General features: G+C 61.6%; 11 protein-coding genes. 5 read left to right on the top strand and 6 right to left on the bottom strand.

Annotation, left to right across the window (positions count from 1 at the left end; translation table 11 throughout):
* Positions 1 to 37 precede the first annotated feature (37 nt).
* Positions 38 to 1,516, top strand: a complete 1,479-nt coding sequence (locus tag TK06_RS01150; RefSeq protein ID WP_063320434.1) for an aldehyde dehydrogenase family protein — start codon at positions 38 to 40, stop codon at positions 1,514 to 1,516.
* A gap of 88 nt (positions 1,517 to 1,604) precedes the next feature.
* A complete protein-coding gene (locus TK06_RS01145; protein ID WP_063320433.1) occupies positions 1,605 to 2,603 on the top strand; it encodes a helix-turn-helix domain-containing protein in 999 nt (332 codons plus the stop codon).
* A gap of 242 nt (positions 2,604 to 2,845) precedes the next feature.
* Here the strand turns inward: TK06_RS01145 and TK06_RS01140 are convergent, their stop codons facing one another.
* The 3 genes from TK06_RS01140 to TK06_RS01130 are packed head-to-tail and all read right to left on the bottom strand — an operon-like array spanning position 2,846 to position 8,582.
* Positions 2,846 to 4,243, bottom strand: a complete 1,398-nt coding sequence (locus TK06_RS01140) for an efflux transporter outer membrane subunit (RefSeq protein WP_063320432.1) — start codon at positions 4,241 to 4,243, stop codon at positions 2,846 to 2,848.
* The gene (locus TK06_RS01135) at positions 4,240 to 7,386 is read right to left on the bottom strand and encodes an efflux RND transporter permease subunit (RefSeq protein WP_063320431.1); all 3,147 of its coding nucleotides are present in this window, start codon (positions 7,384 to 7,386) and stop codon (positions 4,240 to 4,242) included. The genes TK06_RS01140 and TK06_RS01135 overlap by 4 nt, the downstream gene beginning before the upstream one ends.
* A gap of 2 nt (positions 7,387 to 7,388) precedes the next feature.
* Positions 7,389 to 8,582 (bottom strand): efflux RND transporter periplasmic adaptor subunit, encoded by a 1,194-nt coding sequence (locus TK06_RS01130; RefSeq protein WP_063320430.1) that lies wholly within the window; start codon positions 8,580 to 8,582, stop codon positions 7,389 to 7,391.
* Between the two features lie 112 nt (positions 8,583 to 8,694).
* Between TK06_RS01130 and baeS the strand changes: the two genes are divergently transcribed.
* Both baeS and TK06_RS01120 read left to right on the top strand, forming a co-directional pair.
* Positions 8,695 to 10,113 (top strand): sensor histidine kinase efflux regulator BaeS, encoded by a 1,419-nt coding sequence (gene baeS, locus TK06_RS01125; RefSeq protein WP_063320429.1) that lies wholly within the window; start codon positions 8,695 to 8,697, stop codon positions 10,111 to 10,113.
* Positions 10,114 to 10,115: 2 nt separating this feature from the next.
* A complete protein-coding gene (locus tag TK06_RS01120) occupies positions 10,116 to 10,799 on the top strand; it encodes a response regulator (RefSeq protein WP_063320428.1) in 684 nt (227 codons plus the stop codon).
* A 21-nt stretch (positions 10,800 to 10,820) separates the two neighbouring features.
* On the opposite strand, the gene TK06_RS01115 is transcribed toward TK06_RS01120, so the two are convergent.
* The 3 genes from TK06_RS01115 to TK06_RS01105 all read right to left on the bottom strand — a co-directional run bounded on the left by TK06_RS01115 (position 10,821) and on the right by TK06_RS01105 (position 13,320).
* Complete coding sequence (locus TK06_RS01115) at positions 10,821 to 11,270, bottom strand: hypothetical protein (RefSeq protein ID WP_063320427.1); 450 nt, start codon at positions 11,268 to 11,270, stop codon at positions 10,821 to 10,823.
* Positions 11,271 to 11,377: 107 nt separating this feature from the next.
* Positions 11,378 to 12,640, bottom strand: a complete 1,263-nt coding sequence (locus tag TK06_RS01110) for a sensor histidine kinase (RefSeq protein ID WP_063320426.1) — start codon at positions 12,638 to 12,640, stop codon at positions 11,378 to 11,380.
* Positions 12,637 to 13,320, bottom strand: coding sequence for a response regulator transcription factor (locus tag TK06_RS01105; protein WP_063320425.1), 684 nt, complete (start codon positions 13,318 to 13,320; stop codon positions 12,637 to 12,639). Before TK06_RS01105 ends, TK06_RS01110 begins: the two co-directional genes overlap by 4 nt.
* 225 nt (positions 13,321 to 13,545) lie before the next feature.
* Between TK06_RS01105 and bamA the strand changes: the two genes are divergently transcribed.
* Complete coding sequence (gene bamA / locus TK06_RS01100; RefSeq protein ID WP_063320424.1) at positions 13,546 to 15,912, top strand: outer membrane protein assembly factor BamA; 2,367 nt, start codon at positions 13,546 to 13,548, stop codon at positions 15,910 to 15,912.
* Positions 15,913 to 15,954: the final 42 nt, after the last annotated feature.

The following is a 15,954-nucleotide window of genomic DNA, read 5'->3' as shown; positions in this document are numbered from 1 at the left end:
AAACGAGGCGACCACCTGCCTCCAAAGGTAAAAGACCATGACGACTCAACCGCTCGCGCCCTACGCCATCAACGGCGACCAATACATCAACGGCACCTGGCGTGCAGGACGCTCCGCACGCCGCCTGGACGACCGCAACCCCTTCAACGGCGAACAACTGCTGGAGATGCCCCTGGCCTCGATTGCCGATCTCGACGACGCCTATCAGGCGGCGCAAAAGGCACAGGCAGCGTGGGCACAACTGCACCCCACCCAGCGCGGCGCACAACTTGAAAAGCTCGCCCAGGTCATCCAGAACCGCCGCGAAGAAATCATCGACTGGCTGATCCACGAGTCCGGCAGCACCCGGATCAAGGCGAGCATGGAATGGCAGTTCACGCTGAACCTGGTGCGCGAATGCACGACGATGCCGATGCAGGTCGAAGGTCGGATCCTGACCAGCTACAAGCCCGGCGAACAGAGCTTTGTCTTCCGTGAACCCTTGGGTGTGGTGGGTGTGATCAGTCCATGGAATTTCCCGCTGTACCTGAGCATGCGCTCGGTGGTGCCGGCACTCGCCCTGGGCAACACGATCGTGCTCAAGCCCGCCAGCGACACAGCGGTGACCGGCGGCCTGCTGATTGCCCACCTGTTCGAAGAGGCCGGCTTCCCCGAGGGCTCGCTCAACGTGGTGGTCGGCGCAGGCTCGGAAATCGGCGATGCCTTTGTCGAGCACCCGGTGCCGAGCCTGATTTCCTTCACCGGTTCGACGGATGTGGGACGCAATGTCGGCCGTATTGCCACCGGTGGCAAACACATCAAGCGCGTGGCCCTGGAACTGGGCGGCAACGCGCCGCTGGTGGTGCTGGATGACGCCGACATTGACGTTGCGGCGCACGCTGCGGTGGTCGGGCGTTTCCTGCACCAGGGCCAGATCTGCATGAGCGTCAACCGAGTGATTGTCGACCGCTCGCTGTATGCCGATTTCGCGTCGCTGGTGGCGGAGCGCGTGCGCAACCTCAAGACGGGTGATCCGACCAAGGCCGACACGGTGATCGGGCCAGTGGTCAATCAGAGCCAGCTCGATGGCCTGCTGCGTAAGCTCGACGGCGCCCGGAGTGCCGGCCTCAAGCAGCTTTGCGGCGGCCCCGCATCCGGGCTGGTGCTGCCTGCCCATGTGTTCGGCGAAGTAGGAGCCGATCAGGAACTGGCCCGCGATGAAACGTTCGGCCCCCTGCTGCCGCTGCTGGTCGCAGAAAACGAAACCCATGCATTGGCGTTGGCGAACGCCAGCGAGTATGGCCTGTCCAGCGCCGTGTTCACCCGGGACATGGCCCGTGGCTTGAACTTCGCCCGTGGCATTGTGGCGGGCATGACCCATATCAACGACATCACCGTCGATGACCAACCCAATGCCCCGTTCGGTGGTGAAAAAAATTCCGGCCTCGGTCGCTTCAACGGTCACTATGCCCTGGATGAGTTTACCCGTGCCCATTGGGTGACCTGGCAGCCCGGAGGCCATCACTACCCGTTCTGAGTCTGTGACCCCCTTGATCAGGCCCGGATCGGGCAAATCGACCCCTTTGCCCGATCCGTCAGAAAACAATAATAAATAGAGGCGAAAAATGAACCATTTAGCCTGCGTGTCCACCGATCAGGTTGTTCGCTCCGATCGCCTGATGAAATGGAAAGAGTTCATGAGCGATCACCTGGGGCGTACGCCGGACTATATAAAACGGCTGGAATCGACGTTCATCGACCCGTTGCATGACAGCAATTTCCAGGGTCGGCTGGAGTACGGGGACCTGGGCCAGCTGCGTTTCTGTCGAATGACCGCCAGCGCCCATCGATATTCGCGCCACCTGAGCAAGGCGGTCGACGCCCTCGATACGCCGCGCATGTTGATCATGCAGGTGGCTGGCGTCAGTCATTTCGAGCAGGGCCGGCAAAGCAGCGTGCTGGCCCCTGACGAAATGCTCCTGGTGGACTGCGGCAAACCTTTCAATGTGACCAGCACGCAAGGTTGCGAACATTTCATCCTGCTGTTCCAAGGGGCATCCGGGCAGGTGGCGCAAACCGGCGACATGCACCTTAACGGTCGCAATGGACTGGGGCGGATGCTCATGCACCTGATCAGCGATGCCTACAATCAGTACCCCTTGCTGAACAACCATTCGGCCGGGCTGATCGGTGACAGCATCACCGGGCTGCTGGATAACGCGCTGAAGAACAAACAGGAAGAAAAGCAACTCGAACACGACTTCCGCTTCTTCAAGCAGAACCGCCTCAAGGCGTACATCGAACGCCACCTGGCCGACCGCGACCTGACCATCGAACGCATCGCCAACGCCGAACAGTGCTCGGTCCGCAGCCTGCACCGCGCCTTCCAGGATGAACTGGGGTGCAGTGTCAGCGAATACATCTGGCAGCGGCGCCTGTCACGTTGTGCCGAAGACCTGCGCAACCGGGAACATGCCCACCGCTCGCTCACCGAGATCGCCTACGCCTGGGGCTATGGCAGCAGCTCCCACTTCAGCCGGCATTTCAAATCGACGTTCGGCATGTCGCCCCGGCTGTTCCGCGACACCGCGAGTGACAGCCGGGAAAAATCGACGGCGGCTTGAGCCTGGTCCAATTCATCTGGGTTCACCATATCCCCTGTGGGAGCTGAGCCTGCTCACTGCCACAGGGCGGTTCGGGGAGGCATGGATTCGCTGTTCACCACAAATCTCCTGTGGGAACTGAGCTTGCTCGCGATGGCGGTGAGTCAGTTGGCAGGGATGGTGAATCTGCTGACGCTATCGCGAGCAAGCTCGGCTCCCACAAGGGGGCTTGGCTCTCACAGGTACTCCTCCCAGAGCACTCCTTAATTCCAGCCGCCGCCCATCACCTTGTACAACGTCACACGGTTGCTCTGCTCGGTCAGGCGCAAGGTGATCAGGTCCTGCTGCGCGCTGTACAGAGAGCGCTGGGCGTCGAGGGCTTCGAGATAGCTTTGCGAACCACCACGGTACAAAGCGTCGGAGAGTTCGAAGCTCTTGCGGCTGGCGTCAGTCAACGCCTGTTGGGCCTCGATACGGCGATCCAGCGTGCTGCGCTCCGCCAGGGCATCGGCCACTTCCTTGAAGGCGCTCTGCAGTGTTTGCTGGTAGGTCTGCACCTGGATCTCGCGCTCGGTCTTGGCCGAGTCCAGCGTCGCGCGGTTACTGCCGGCATCGAAGATCGGCAGGCTGATGCTCGGGGCAAACGTCCAGGCGCCACTGCCGGACTTGAACAGGCCGGACAGGGCCGAGCTTGAGGAACCGGCATTGGCCGTCAGGCTGATGCTGGGAAAGAACGCCGCACGGGCGGCACCGATGTCGATATTGGCCGACTTGAGCGTGTGCTCGGCGGCCAGCACATCGGGGCGTCGTTGCAACAGGCTGGAAGGCAGCTCTGCCGGCACCTGCACCAGCGCCGCGGCCGATTCCAGGTAAGCACCCGGCAACAATTCTTCGGGAATGTCGCTGCCCACCAGCAGCCGCAGGGCGTTGCGATCCTGCAGGATCTGGCTTTCATACGCCGCTGCGTCGACCCGCGCCGACTCCACGGTAGTTTGCGCCTGGGCCACGGACAGACCGGAGGAGCCGCCCAGGGCGTGGCTGCGTTGAGTCAGTTCGTAGGTCGCCTGCTGGCTGCGCAAGGTCTCCTGGGCCAAGTGCAGACGCTCGTTGTCGGCCGCCAGGGTCAGCCAGGCCGTCGCCACTTCGGCCACCAGGCTGATCTGCGTGCTGCGTCGGGTTTCGGTCAAGGACAGATAGTCCTCCAGGGCTTCGTCCTGAAGGTTCTGCACCCGTCCGAACAGATCCACTTCATAGCTGCTCAACCCCAGTTGCGCACTGTAGTCATGGGTGGTGGCCGCCGAGCCCGTGTTGGACAACGAGCCGGGCGTGCGACTGTGAGTGCCACTGACACTCGCATCGATCGAAGGCAAGGACTCGGCGCGCTGGATGCGGTATTGCGCCTGGGCCTTTTCAACGTTCAGGACCGCCAGGCGCAGGTCGCGGTTGTTGCTCAGCGCCAGGGACTGCAAGCGCGCCAGGCGGCTGTCGGTGAAAAAATTCTGCCACTCGATGTCGGCACTCACCTCGCCCTTGGGCGTGCTGGCAGCCGGCAGCCATTGCTCGGAGACTGGCGCCTCAGGGCGTTCATACTGCGGCGCCAGATTCATGCAGCCACCGAACAGCGTGAGGATGGCCAGCAATGGCCAGCGAAATTTGATCATGCGTCACCTGACTGGGCGGATGGAACAGAGGTCGAAACCGTGGAAACGCGACCGAAACGTCGGCGAATCTGCACAAAAAACAAAGGAACGAAGAAGATCCCCAACACCGTGGCGGACAACATGCCGCCCAGCACACCGGTACCAATGGCCTGACGTCCGGCGGAACCGGCACCGCTACTCAGGGCCAGGGGCAATACGCCGAACATGAAGGCCAGGGACGTCATGAGAATCGGCCGCAGGCGTTGGCGCACAGCGATCAATGTCGCCTCGCGCAAGCTGTTGCCCTGCTCTTGCAGGTGCTTGGCGAACTCGACGATCAGAATGGCGTTCTTGGCGGCCAATCCCACGGTGGTCAACAGCCCGACCTGAAAGTACACGTCGTTGCTCAAGCCACTGACACGCGTGGCCAGCACCGCACCCACCACCCCCAGCGGCACCACCAGCATCACCGAGAAAGGCACCGACCAACTCTCATAGAGCGCAGCGAGGCAGAGGAATACGAACAGCACCGAAATCCCGTACAGCAACGGCGCCTGCGAACCGGAAAGGCGCAACTGATAGGACTGCCCCGTCCACTCGTAGCCGATACCCTCCGGCAATTGTTTGACCAGCGCTTGCACCGCATCCATGGCGTCCCCGGAACTGACGCCGGGCGCCGGATCGCCAACCACCTCCAGCGAGGCGTTGCCGTTGTAGCGCTCCAGCAACGGCGAGCCGTAGCTCCAGGAACTGCTGGCGAACGAAGAAAACGGCACCATTTCATCGTTGCTGTTGCGCACGAACCAGTGCTCCAGGTCAGCCGCCTGCATCCGCGCCGCAGCCTCACCCTGGACGTAGACCTTTTTCACCCGCCCCTGGTTGAGGAAGTCATTGACATAAGTGCCGCCCAACGCCGTGGACAGCGTGGTGTTGATGTCGCTGGTGCTCAGGCTCAAGGCCCCGGCCTTGCGATCATCGATGCTGACCTTGAGCTGCGGTGCGTCGTCCAGGCCATTGCTGCGTACCCCGAGCAAGCGAGGGTCCTGGTTGGCCAGCTCGATGAGTTTTTCCCGTGCCGCCACCAGCGTGTCATGCCCCAGGCCGGCGAGGTCCTTGAGTTGCAGGTCGAAGCCGGACGTCTGCCCCAGGCCGCGCACGGCCGGCGGTTGCATGACGAACACATTGGCATCGCCGATGCTCGACAGCGCCATAGTCGCGCGCTGGGCGAAGGACGCCGCATCCTGCCCCGCCCCCGTGCGCTCGCTCCAGTCCTTGAGCCGGATAAAGGCACGGGCGCTGTTCTGGCTGTTGCCGTTCATGCCCAGGCCGGAAATGCTGATCAGTGCTTCGACTTCCGGCTGTTCGAGCAGGTAGCTTTCGAACTGCTTGACCACCGCTTGCGTGCGGCTGTCCGTGGCCCCGACGGGTAGCTGCACCTGGGCCATGAGAATGCCTTGGTCTTCGTCAGGCAGGAACGAAGTCGGCAGGCTGAAATATCCGACGGCCATCAGCAGCAGCACCAGCCCATACACCAGCCAGCCAACGCGCCCGCGCTGCAAAATGCCCCCCACCTGACGTTTATAGGCCTCGGCAGCACGCTCGAACGTGCGGTTGAACCAGCCGAAGAATCCACGTTGAGCGCCATGACCCTGACCATCGGACGGCTTGAGCAAGGTCGCGCACAATGCCGGCGTCAGCGTCATGGCGACGAGTACCGAGAGCACCATGGCCGAGACGATGGTGACCGAAAACTGCCGGTAGATAACGCCTGTGGAGCCGCCAAAAAACGCCATGGGAATGAACACCGCACTGAGCACCAGGGCGATGCCGACCAGGGCGCTGGTGATTTCATCCATCGACTGGCGCGTGGCGTCCAGGGCCGAGAGCCCCTGCTCGCCCATTACCCGCTCGACGTTCTCCACCACCACAATCGCGTCGTCCACCAACAGGCCGATGGCCAGGACCATGGCGAACATGGTCAGGGTATTGATCGAATAACCGAACAGCGCCAGCACGCCGAATGTCCCCAGCAGCACCACCGGCACCGTGATCGCGGGGATCAACGTGGCACGCAGGTTCTGCAGGAAAAGGAACATGATCAGCACCACCAGGACAATAGCCTCGCCCAGTGACTTGACCACTTCTTCGATGGACAGGCTGACAAAGGGCGTGGTGTCGTAGGCAATCACGTTCTTGAGTTGCAGCTCCGTCGGATAGAACGCCTCCAGCTCCTTGAGCTTGGCCTTCACCGCCTCGCCCACGTTCAGGGCGTTGGCCCCGGCGGCGAGCTGGACGCCCATGGCGGCAGCGGGTTTGCCGTTGAGAGCAGAGCTGACATCGTAGCTTTCACTGCCCAATTCGACCCGCGCCACATCCCCCAGCAGCACCACCGCACCGTCACTGGTGGACTTGACCACCACATTGCGAAACTCCTCGACGGTTTGCAGCTTGCTGCGGGCGCTGATGGTGGCGTTCAACTGCTGACCTTTCACCGCCGGCATGGCGCCGAGTTGACCGGCAGAAACCTCGGTGTTCTGCGCCTCCAGGGCCGTGCTGACATCCGAAGGCATCAGCGCGTATTTTTCCAGCAGGGCCGGGTCCAGCCAGATGCGCATGGCATAGCCGGACCCCAATGTCTGCACATCGCCGACACCGTCGATGCGGCTGATGGAATCGAGCAAGGTGCTGGAAATGTAATCGCCGATCTGCGTGCCGGTGACGCTCGGATTGTCGGAGGCCAGGGCGGCAATCATCAGGAAGTCCGAACCGCCCTTGGTCACGGTCAGCCCCTCGCTTTGCACCGACTGCGGCAACCTCGACTCGGCCTGTTGCAGCTTGTTCTGCACCTGCATCTGGGCCACGTCCGGGTTGGTGCCGGCGGTGAAGGTCAGGCTGATGCTGGCGCTGCCGTCCGAGCTGCTGGAGGCCGACATGTAGGTCAGGTTGTCCAGGCCCTTCATTTGCTGTTCGATGACCTGGGTCACCGAGTCTTCCACGGTCTTGGCCGAGGCGCCGGTGTAGGTCGCGGAAATGCGCACCGTCGGCGGCGCGATGTCCGGGTACTGTTCCAGGGGCAACTGGCTGATGGACAAGGCGCCAGCGAGCATGATGACGATGGCGATGACCCAGGCGAAAATCGGTCGGTCGATAAAGAAGCGCGCCATGTTCAGCCCTCCTGCGCGATGGCAACAGGCGTCGCTTTCTGCGTACGGCTGCGGGTACCGGTATTCTGTGCCACGACGGTTTCACCGACCCGGACCTTCTGCCCACCCTCGACAATCACCTGGTCTCCCGCGTTCAGCCCCGCCGTGACCCACCACTGGTTATCCACGGCGCGGTCGATGGTCAGCATGCGCTGCTCGACTTTGCCGTCGACCACCACCAGCACCGAAGTCGCACCGCTGGCACTGCGGGTCACCGCCTTCTGTGGAATCAGGATGGCCTTGTCATCCCGCGCCTGCTCCAGCACCGCCCGCACGTACATGCCCGGCAGCAACAGGCGGTCCGGGTTGGCAATTTGCGCCCGCAGGGTCACCGTGCCCGTGCCCTCATTGACGCTGACCCCACTGAACTTCAAGCGACCTTCATGGGCATAGGTGCTGCCGTCATCGAGCTTGAGGCGGATCCGCGCTTCACCTTCACCATTGCTCTGTAGCACACCGCTGGCCAAGTCGCGCTTGAGCCGCAACAGTTCGGTGGTCGACTGGGTGACGTCTACATACATCGGGTCCAACTGCTGCACGGTGGTCAGTGCGCTGTCCTGGTTGGCCACCACCAGCGCGCCGGGCGTGACCGTCGAGGTTTCGACGCGCCCACTGACGGGGGAACTGATGCGGGTATACGCCAGGTTGATGCGTGCAGTGTCGACATCGGCCTGGGCCACCTGCACTTCCGCTTCGGCGGTCATCAGGTTGGCCTGGGCATCCTCGTTGTCCTGCTGGCTGATGGCATCGATCTTTACCAACTGGGCGTCACGCTTGGCCGTGGCCTGGGCCGACTTCAAGGTGGCGCGTGCCTTGGCGAGGTTCGCCTGGGCCTCAGCCAATGCGGCCTTGTAAGAAGAAGCATCCAGTTGATACAGCGCCTGTCCGGCCTTGACCTCGGCCCCTTCGACAAACAACCGCTGCTGGACGATACCGCCGACCTGCGGGCGTATCTCGGCGACCATGAACGCCTGGGTGCGTCCGGCCAGCTCAGTGGTCAGCGCCTGACTTTGCGGCTGCACGGTGATCACCGAGACCTTGGGCGGTTCGGGCGTGGGTGCCGACTCGCCGGAGCAACCGCCCAACATGAACAAAACGATCAAGCACACCAGGATGGCGGCGGTCACCAGGGATTTGGCGAATAATTTGGTCGACATAAATGCCTCTGCAAGACGGATGGTTCAAGCCAGGCGCCATACTGCGAGGCAAATGTGCAGGAAAATTGAAGATTGTCCGCCGCCCTTGAATCTTCATCGCACCAAGGCCTAAATGGTCGGGCCATTCATCGAACTGCCCGAGCCCATGAAACTGAGCATCTCCACCAAGCTGTTTATTGCCGTACTGGCCAGCGTGCTGTTCGTCATCCTGAGCATGGGGGTGGCCAACGGCTGGAGCTTCGGCAAAGGCTTTCTGGACTACCTCAACGAACAGGCCCTGGTGCGCATGACGCCGGTACTGCCGCGCCTGGCCAGCGCCTACGAGCGCGAAGGCGACTGGGAATTCCTGCGCAACCAGCCGGATCGCTGGTTCGAGCTCCTGCGTCCGGAACCGGGCGAAAACACCACCCACCCAGAGCACCCACCCATGCCGATGTCCGACCTGACTGGCGCGGTGTTTCGCATCGCTCTGCTGGATCAGCAGAAACAGTTGGTCATGGGCTACTCGGCGATTGCCAACGACGCCCTGATGCGCCCGATCGAGGTCGCTGGCAAAACCGTCGGCTGGCTGGCGGTGACGCCGTTCCAGAACGTGACCGAGGCTGGCGGTGAACGCTTTCGTCAGTATCTGGTGCGCACCAGCCTGGCCGTGGGTGTGCTCTCGTTGCTGTTGGCGATGCTGATTGCCTGGTGGATCGCCCGTACCCTGCTTGACCCGGTCAAGCGAGTGGCCGCCGCCACGCACCGGTTGGCCGCCGGGGAATACAGCAACCGCGTGTCGGTGGCCTCCAATGACGAAGTCGGTCAGTTGGCCCGAGACTTCAACCAGTTGGCGTATACCCTGGAACGCAACGAAAAAATGCGCCGGGAGTTCATGGCCGATGTGTCCCACGAACTGCGCACCCCGTTGTCGGTATTGCGCGGCGAGCTGGAAGCCATCGAAGACGGCGTGCGCACCCTCGACTCGTCCTCGATGAAATCGCTGCAAGGCGAAGTCGGCATGCTCAGCAAACTGGTGGACGATCTGTACGAACTGTCCCTGGCCGATGTCGGCGCGCTGACTTACCGCAAGGGCGAATGCGATCTCAACGAACTGCTGGACGGGTGCGTGGCGATGTTCCAGGAGCGCTGCAATGCCCGGCATCTGCGTTTGGAGCTGGAATTGCCGACAACGCCGCTGCAGGTCGAAGCCGACCCCAAGCGCCTGCAGCAACTGTTCGGCAATCTGCTGGAAAACGCGGTGCGTTATACCGACGAGGGTGGCGTGCTGCGCATTCGTGCGGCCAGCGAGGACGACGTCGTACGCATCGATTTTCTCGACTCTGGCCCCGGGGTCGATGCGGTTCAACTGCCGCGACTGTTCGAGCGTTTTTACCGCGGCGAAACCTCACGCAATCGCGCCAGTGGCGGCGCCGGCCTGGGACTGGCCATCTGTCACAGCATCGCCCTGGCCCATGGCGGCAGCCTCAGCGCCGAGCACTCGCCGTTGGGCGGCCTTTGGCTGACCCTGCGCCTGCCACGGAATGCCTGAACATGACCCATGACAGCCCGATCCTGATCGTCGAAGACGAACCCAAGCTGGCCGCATTGATGCGCGACTACCTGATCGCCGCCGGCTATGCAACCCAGTGCCTGGACAATGGCCTTCAAGTGGTGCCAGCGGTACGGGCCAGCGAGCCGCGGTTGATCCTGCTCGACCTGATGCTGCCGGGGCGCGACGGCCTGCAAGTGTGCCAGGAGCTGCGCAGCTTCAGCGCCGTGCCGATCATCATGATCACCGCCCGCGTGGAGGAAGTCGATCGCCTGCTCGGGTTGGACCTGGGGGCCGACGATTACATCTGCAAACCCTTCAGCCCGCGTGAAGTGGTAGCCAGGGTCAAGGCGATCCTGCGGCGCAGCCCACGACTTCTCGTCACCGCGCCAGCCCGGCTGCTGATTGACGAAGACCGCTACCAGGCGTCACTCGATGGCATCGCCCTGGACCTGACGCCCTTGGAACTGCGCCTGCTCAGTACACTGGCCCAGTCCCCGGGGCGGGTGTTTTCCCGGGATCAATTGCTCGACCGGATCTATTCCGATCATCGGGTGGTCACTGATCGCACCGTCGATAGCCATATCCGTAATCTGCGGCGCAAGCTCGAACAGGCTTGCCCAGGAGAGCAGCCGATCGAGTCGTTGTATGGCGTGGGTTATCGGTTTCAGCTCGGCGAATCCTGAAGCGTCGCGTTGAAATCGAGCTTATTGTTCTGCCGAATAGATAACGGTTTGCGCCCTGTCACCCCCAGCAGGCCGACGAGTGAAGTAGGTGTCGCCTTCGTCTGTCTGGATCTCGTAGTCGGCCTTGCTGGCGATCCGGCTCGATGCATCGGTGTGCTTGATGATTTTCAGCACCCGCTGGAACTTCACGCCTTGCGTGCCGTTCTGGGCCGGGCCGGTGAGTACATTGACTTTCTGGAACCAGCCCTTCTGCTTTTTGTTCGACACCAGGGTGCCGCTCAGTGCTTCAAAACGCTCAAGACGGGTAAATCCCCAGAGTGTCTGTTCCTCGACCACCTTGCCCGGGGTGGCGGAACCGGTGAAGACAAACAGGTTAAGGCTCGGATTGTCTTCGCAGAAGAAGTCATAAGGCACCAGACCGTCGACCATTCTCTTGCCGGGAACGAAACCCTTCTTATGAACCAGAAACATGAGCACCTCCACGCTGAAACACCAGCAAACGCTGAGTAAGTTTGAGCGCAAAGTCTACTGAGGCGGGGCGTACAGGGCCGTCAAGCCAATGTAATATCGTGTAAAGATCACCCCCTACGAGGCAAGCTGATTTCCACCGTCAGCCCACCGGACGGCTCGTTGCGCGCCAGGATGGTGCCACCGTGTATTTCCACGGACCTTGAGGCAATGGCCAGGCCCAGGCCGAAACCGGCACTGACTTCGTTCAAGCCACGTTCGAACGGGTTGAAGATGCTCTGTAGTCGCGAATGTTCAACACCCGCGCCCTGATCGCTGATCTGCACCGTCAAGCCATCTGCGACGCCATTGACCTTCGCCACGACCATCACCGTGGTGTTTGGCCGGGTATGACGCACCGCGTTTCGAATGACGTTCTCGAAACACCGATACAACAGCTCACCGCTGACCCGACTGACAAACGCCGGGCACGCCTGCAAGGTGACCTGGCAGCCTTTCATTTGCGCTTCGAATCGGGCGTCCTCGACGATCACCGACAGCAACTCGACCACATCGATTGGTTCGCGCTCGATACTCTCCGGTCGCCCCTGCAGGCGTGCCAGGGTCAACAACGCCTCGATCAGCGTGTCCATGCGCACCGACTCACGGTCGATGCGTTCCACCATTTCCAGGCGAGCTGGATCTTGCTGCAGCAGCCCGATGGCCGCTTGCATGCGGGTCAGCGGTGAGCGCAATTCGTGGGAGATGTCGTGCAGCAAGTGTTGCTGGGCGTCTACCAACAGCTTCAACTGGTTGGCCATTCGGTCGCAGTCTTCGGCCAGATCGACGATCTCATCACGTCGCTCCCCCATGATCGGCTTGACCCGGGTCTCGAAGCGCCCCTGGGCCACGTCACTCATGGCGCGTCGAAGATAGGCCAGCGGCCATGCCAGGTAGAACGCCATGTAACCGCTGAACAGCGCACTCATGACCGTACCGATGATCAACGGCGTCCAGTGACTCGGCCCTCTGTCGCCTTTTTTGTCCAGGGGATGGGATGACTTGAGCGACAGCACGATGCCGTCCTTGCCGATGATCGATCGCTCGTAGGCCGGTTGCGGCACTGGCGTGCCGGCCAACAGCTGACCTGCGCTGTCATAGACGCCAACGGCCTGGTCATCCGGGTGTTCCCACACCGCCAGCAGTTGCCGGCCCGACTCGATGCCAAACTGTCGCAATAGCTGCTCTTCTGTAGCAAGGACCGTTTCCAGATGAGGATCACCCGGCCTGGAACTGCCCATGACCAAGAGGCCCAACCCGACCAGAAACGTCAAACTGGTGGCGAGCCAGAACGCCAGGAACAGTTTCCAGAACAGCCGGCTGGGCTTCATCATTCGACGATCAACAGGTAACCGAGGCCCCGCACGCTCTGGATCCAGGCCTTGGCATCGGGGCGCGGTCCCAGCTTGTGGCGAATGCTGCTGATGTGCACATCGATGCGCCGGTCATAGCGAGTCAAGGGACAACCCAGGGCATTGAGCGACAGGTTCTGTTTGCTCACCACTTGCCCGGCACAGCGGGCCAGTTCCTCGAGCAAACTGAACTCGGTGCTGGTCACCCCCAGCTCGCGCCCCTGCCAGAGCGCCTGGCGCTTGCCGGGCCACAGGACCAGCGGCCCGGTCCTGATCACTTCGCTGGATGGCCGATCCGCTGGCTGCACCCGGCGCATGATCGCCCGCAAACGCGCCACCAGCTCCCCCGGCGAACTGGGCTTGGGCACATAGTCATCGGCGCCCAGCTCCAGGCCGGTGATCTTGTCGATGTTGTCGCCACGAGCTGTCAGCAACACCACCGGCACCTGGCTCACGGCCCGAATGCGCCTGAGCACCTCGATACCCGACAACCGCGGCAGCATCACGTCCAGCACCACGATGCTATAGCGACCGGACAGCGCTTGCACCTCGCCTTCCTCCCCCGTGTGCACGGCAGTCGCCTCAAAGCCTTCGCGCTCCAGGTATTGGCTGAGCATTCCCGTCAGTTCCTGGTCATCGTCGACTAGCAATACAGAGATCATGGGGCGCTCTTGAGTAGGTGTCGGCCCATTATCGCCCGTGTGCCGCGCACCGTCATCGCCGCAGGCCAACCTTTACCTAACTTGACATTGGGTTAACCGCACCAAACGCAGCGAACTTTTATGCTTGCTCGCCACCAGCCCGCTCGCTCCCGCGGTGTCTCGTCTTGCGGTGAGATATCCGCGTCCACCTACACCACCTGTCGATGTGTCCTGGATAAGATCTTGATGAATTTTTCGCGCCTGCTCTGCTCGGCTGCACTGCTGCTCAATGTCACACTTGCCCACGCCCAAGGCTTCAAGATTTCCGATATTCGTATCAACGGCCTCCAGCGCGTTTCCGCTGGCAGTGTCTTCGGTGCCTTGCCGTTGAACGTCGGTGATAACGCGGATGAGCGGCGCCTGGTGGAGTCCACGCGTGCGCTGTTCAAGACCGGTTTTTTCCAGGACATTCAACTGGGACACGACGGTGATGTGCTGGTCATCACCGTTGTCGAGCGCCCGTCGGTCGCCAGTATCGAGATCGAAGGCAACAAGGCGATCTCCACTGAAGACCTGATGAAAGGCCTCAAGCAATCCGGCCTGGCCGAAGGCGAGATCTTCCAGCGTGCCACCCTCGAAGGTGTACGTAACGAACTGCAACGCCAGTACGTTGCCCAGGGTCGCTACTCGGCCACCGTCGACACCGAAGTGGTGCCGCAACCGCGCAACCGCGTCGGCCTGAAGGTCAACATCAACGAAGGCACCGTGGCAGCCATCCAGCACATCAACGTGGTGGGCAACACGGTTTTCCCTGACGAAGACCTGATCGACCTGTTCGAACTCAAGACCACCAACTGGCTGTCGTTCTTCAAGAACGACGACAAGTACGCCCGTGAAAAACTCTCCGGTGACCTGGAGCGCCTGCGTTCCTACTACCTGGACCGCGGCTACATCAACATGGACATCGCCTCGACCCAGGTGTCCATCACCCCGGACAAGAAGCACGTCTACATTACCGTCAACGTCAACGAAGGCGAGAAATACACCGTTCGTGACGTCAAGCTCAGCGGCGACCTGAAAGTGCCTGAAGACCAGGTCAAGTCGCTGCTCTTGGTGCAGAAGGGCCAGGTGTTCTCGCGCAAGCTGATGACCACCACCTCCGAGCTGATCACCCGCCGTCTGGGTAACGAGGGCTACACCTTCGCCAACGTCAACGGTGTGCCGCAGCCGCATGATGAAGACCATACCGTCGACATCACCTTCGCCGTGGACCCGGGCAAGCGCGCCTACGTCAACCGCATCAACTTCCGTGGCAACACCAAGTCCGAGGACGAAGTGCTGCGCCGTGAAATGCGCCAGATGGAAGGTGGCTGGGCCTCGACCTACCTGATCGACCAGTCCAAGACCCGCCTGGAGCGCCTGGGTTTCTTCAAGGAAGTCAACGTCGAGACCCCGGCAGTGCCCGGTGTCGATGACCAGGTCGATGTGAACTACAGCGTCGAAGAGCAGGCTTCCGGCTCGATCAGCGCCAGCGTCGGCTTCTCGCAAAGCGCCGGCCTGATCCTTGGCGGCTCGATCACCCAGAACAACTTTCTCGGCACCGGCAACTCCGCCAGCCTGGGCCTGACCCGCTCGTCCTACCAAAGCAAGTACAACATCGGCTTTACCGACCCCTACTTCACGCCAGACGGCGTGAGCCTGGGTTACAACCTGTTCTACAACGCCACTGACTACAACGAATATTACGATGACGATTATTCGTACTATTCCATCAATAGCTACGGCGCCGGCACCTCCCTCGGCTACCCGATCAATGAAACCTCACGGTTGAATTTCGGCGTGACGGTGCAACATGACAGCATCGAACCGGGGACCTACAGCGCCGATGAGATCTACGATTTCATCGAGCGTGAAGGCAAGGACTTCACCAACTTCAAGGCTAATCTCGGCTGGTCAGAATCAACCCTGAACAAAGGCGTGCTGGCCACTCGGGGGCATTCGCAAAGCCTTAACCTGATGGCGACGGTGCCTGGCAGTGATCTGAGCTTCTACAAGATCGACTACACCGGGCAGGCCTTCCTGCCGGTCACCGACGCCACCTCGCTGCGTTTACACACCAAACTCGGCTACGGCAATAGCTACGGTTCGACCGACGGCCTGCCGTTCTATGAAAACTACACCGCCGGTGGCGAAGGCTCGGTGCGCGGCTTTGAAAGCGGTACCCTCGGCCCGCGCAACACGCCGGCCACCGGCACCTATGCCAGCGCCGGCCAAGCCTACTACTCCGACCGGGACACCGAGTCACTGGGCGGCAACATACTCATCACCGGCGGCGTGGAGTACCTGTTCCCACTGCCCTTCATCAAAGACAACAAATCACTGCGTACCTCGGTGTTCTGGGACGTTGGCAGCGTCTATTCCGACAAGTGCTACCTGAGCACCACCCAGGGATGCGATGGGGTCGACCTCAGCCAGATGGCCAGCTCGGTGGGAGTCGGGGTGACGTGGTATAGCCCGCTGGGCCCGTTGAGCGCCAACGTCGCCTTTCCGGTCCGAACGCCGGATAACGCTGATACGCAGGTATTCCAGTTTTCCTTGGGGCAAACGTTCTGAAAGCGCTGGCCGGAACTGGTCGCAGGGCACGGACCTGCTATC

Source organism: Pseudomonas fluorescens, assembly GCF_001623525.1.
GTDB lineage: Bacteria > Pseudomonadota > Gammaproteobacteria > Pseudomonadales > Pseudomonadaceae > Aquipseudomonas > Aquipseudomonas fluorescens_Q.
This window is presented reverse-complemented; position numbering and strand designations above follow the sequence as displayed.

Excerpts from the sequence above, each read along its gene's own strand:
- bamA (WP_063320424.1), top strand. The coding sequence starts at position 13,546 with ATGAATTTTTCGCGCCTGCTCTGCTCGGCTGCACTGCTGCTCAATGTC.
- TK06_RS01135 (WP_063320431.1), bottom strand. The coding sequence starts at position 7,386 with ATGGCGCGCTTCTTTATCGACCGACCGATTTTCGCCTGGGTCATCGCC.
- TK06_RS01120 (WP_063320428.1), top strand. The coding sequence starts at position 10,116 with ATGACCCATGACAGCCCGATCCTGATCGTCGAAGACGAACCCAAGCTG.
- TK06_RS01115 (WP_063320427.1), bottom strand. The coding sequence starts at position 11,270 with ATGTTTCTGGTTCATAAGAAGGGTTTCGTTCCCGGCAAGAGAATGGTC.
- TK06_RS01140 (WP_063320432.1), bottom strand. The coding sequence starts at position 4,243 with ATGATCAAATTTCGCTGGCCATTGCTGGCCATCCTCACGCTGTTCGGT.
- TK06_RS01150 (WP_063320434.1), top strand. The coding sequence starts at position 38 with ATGACGACTCAACCGCTCGCGCCCTACGCCATCAACGGCGACCAATAC.
- TK06_RS01110 (WP_063320426.1), bottom strand. The coding sequence starts at position 12,640 with ATGATGAAGCCCAGCCGGCTGTTCTGGAAACTGTTCCTGGCGTTCTGG.
- TK06_RS01105 (WP_063320425.1), bottom strand. The coding sequence starts at position 13,320 with ATGATCTCTGTATTGCTAGTCGACGATGACCAGGAACTGACGGGAATG.
- baeS (WP_063320429.1), top strand. The coding sequence starts at position 8,695 with ATGGTCGGGCCATTCATCGAACTGCCCGAGCCCATGAAACTGAGCATC.
- TK06_RS01130 (WP_063320430.1), bottom strand. The coding sequence starts at position 8,582 with ATGTCGACCAAATTATTCGCCAAATCCCTGGTGACCGCCGCCATCCTG.
- TK06_RS01145 (WP_063320433.1), top strand. The coding sequence starts at position 1,605 with ATGAACCATTTAGCCTGCGTGTCCACCGATCAGGTTGTTCGCTCCGAT.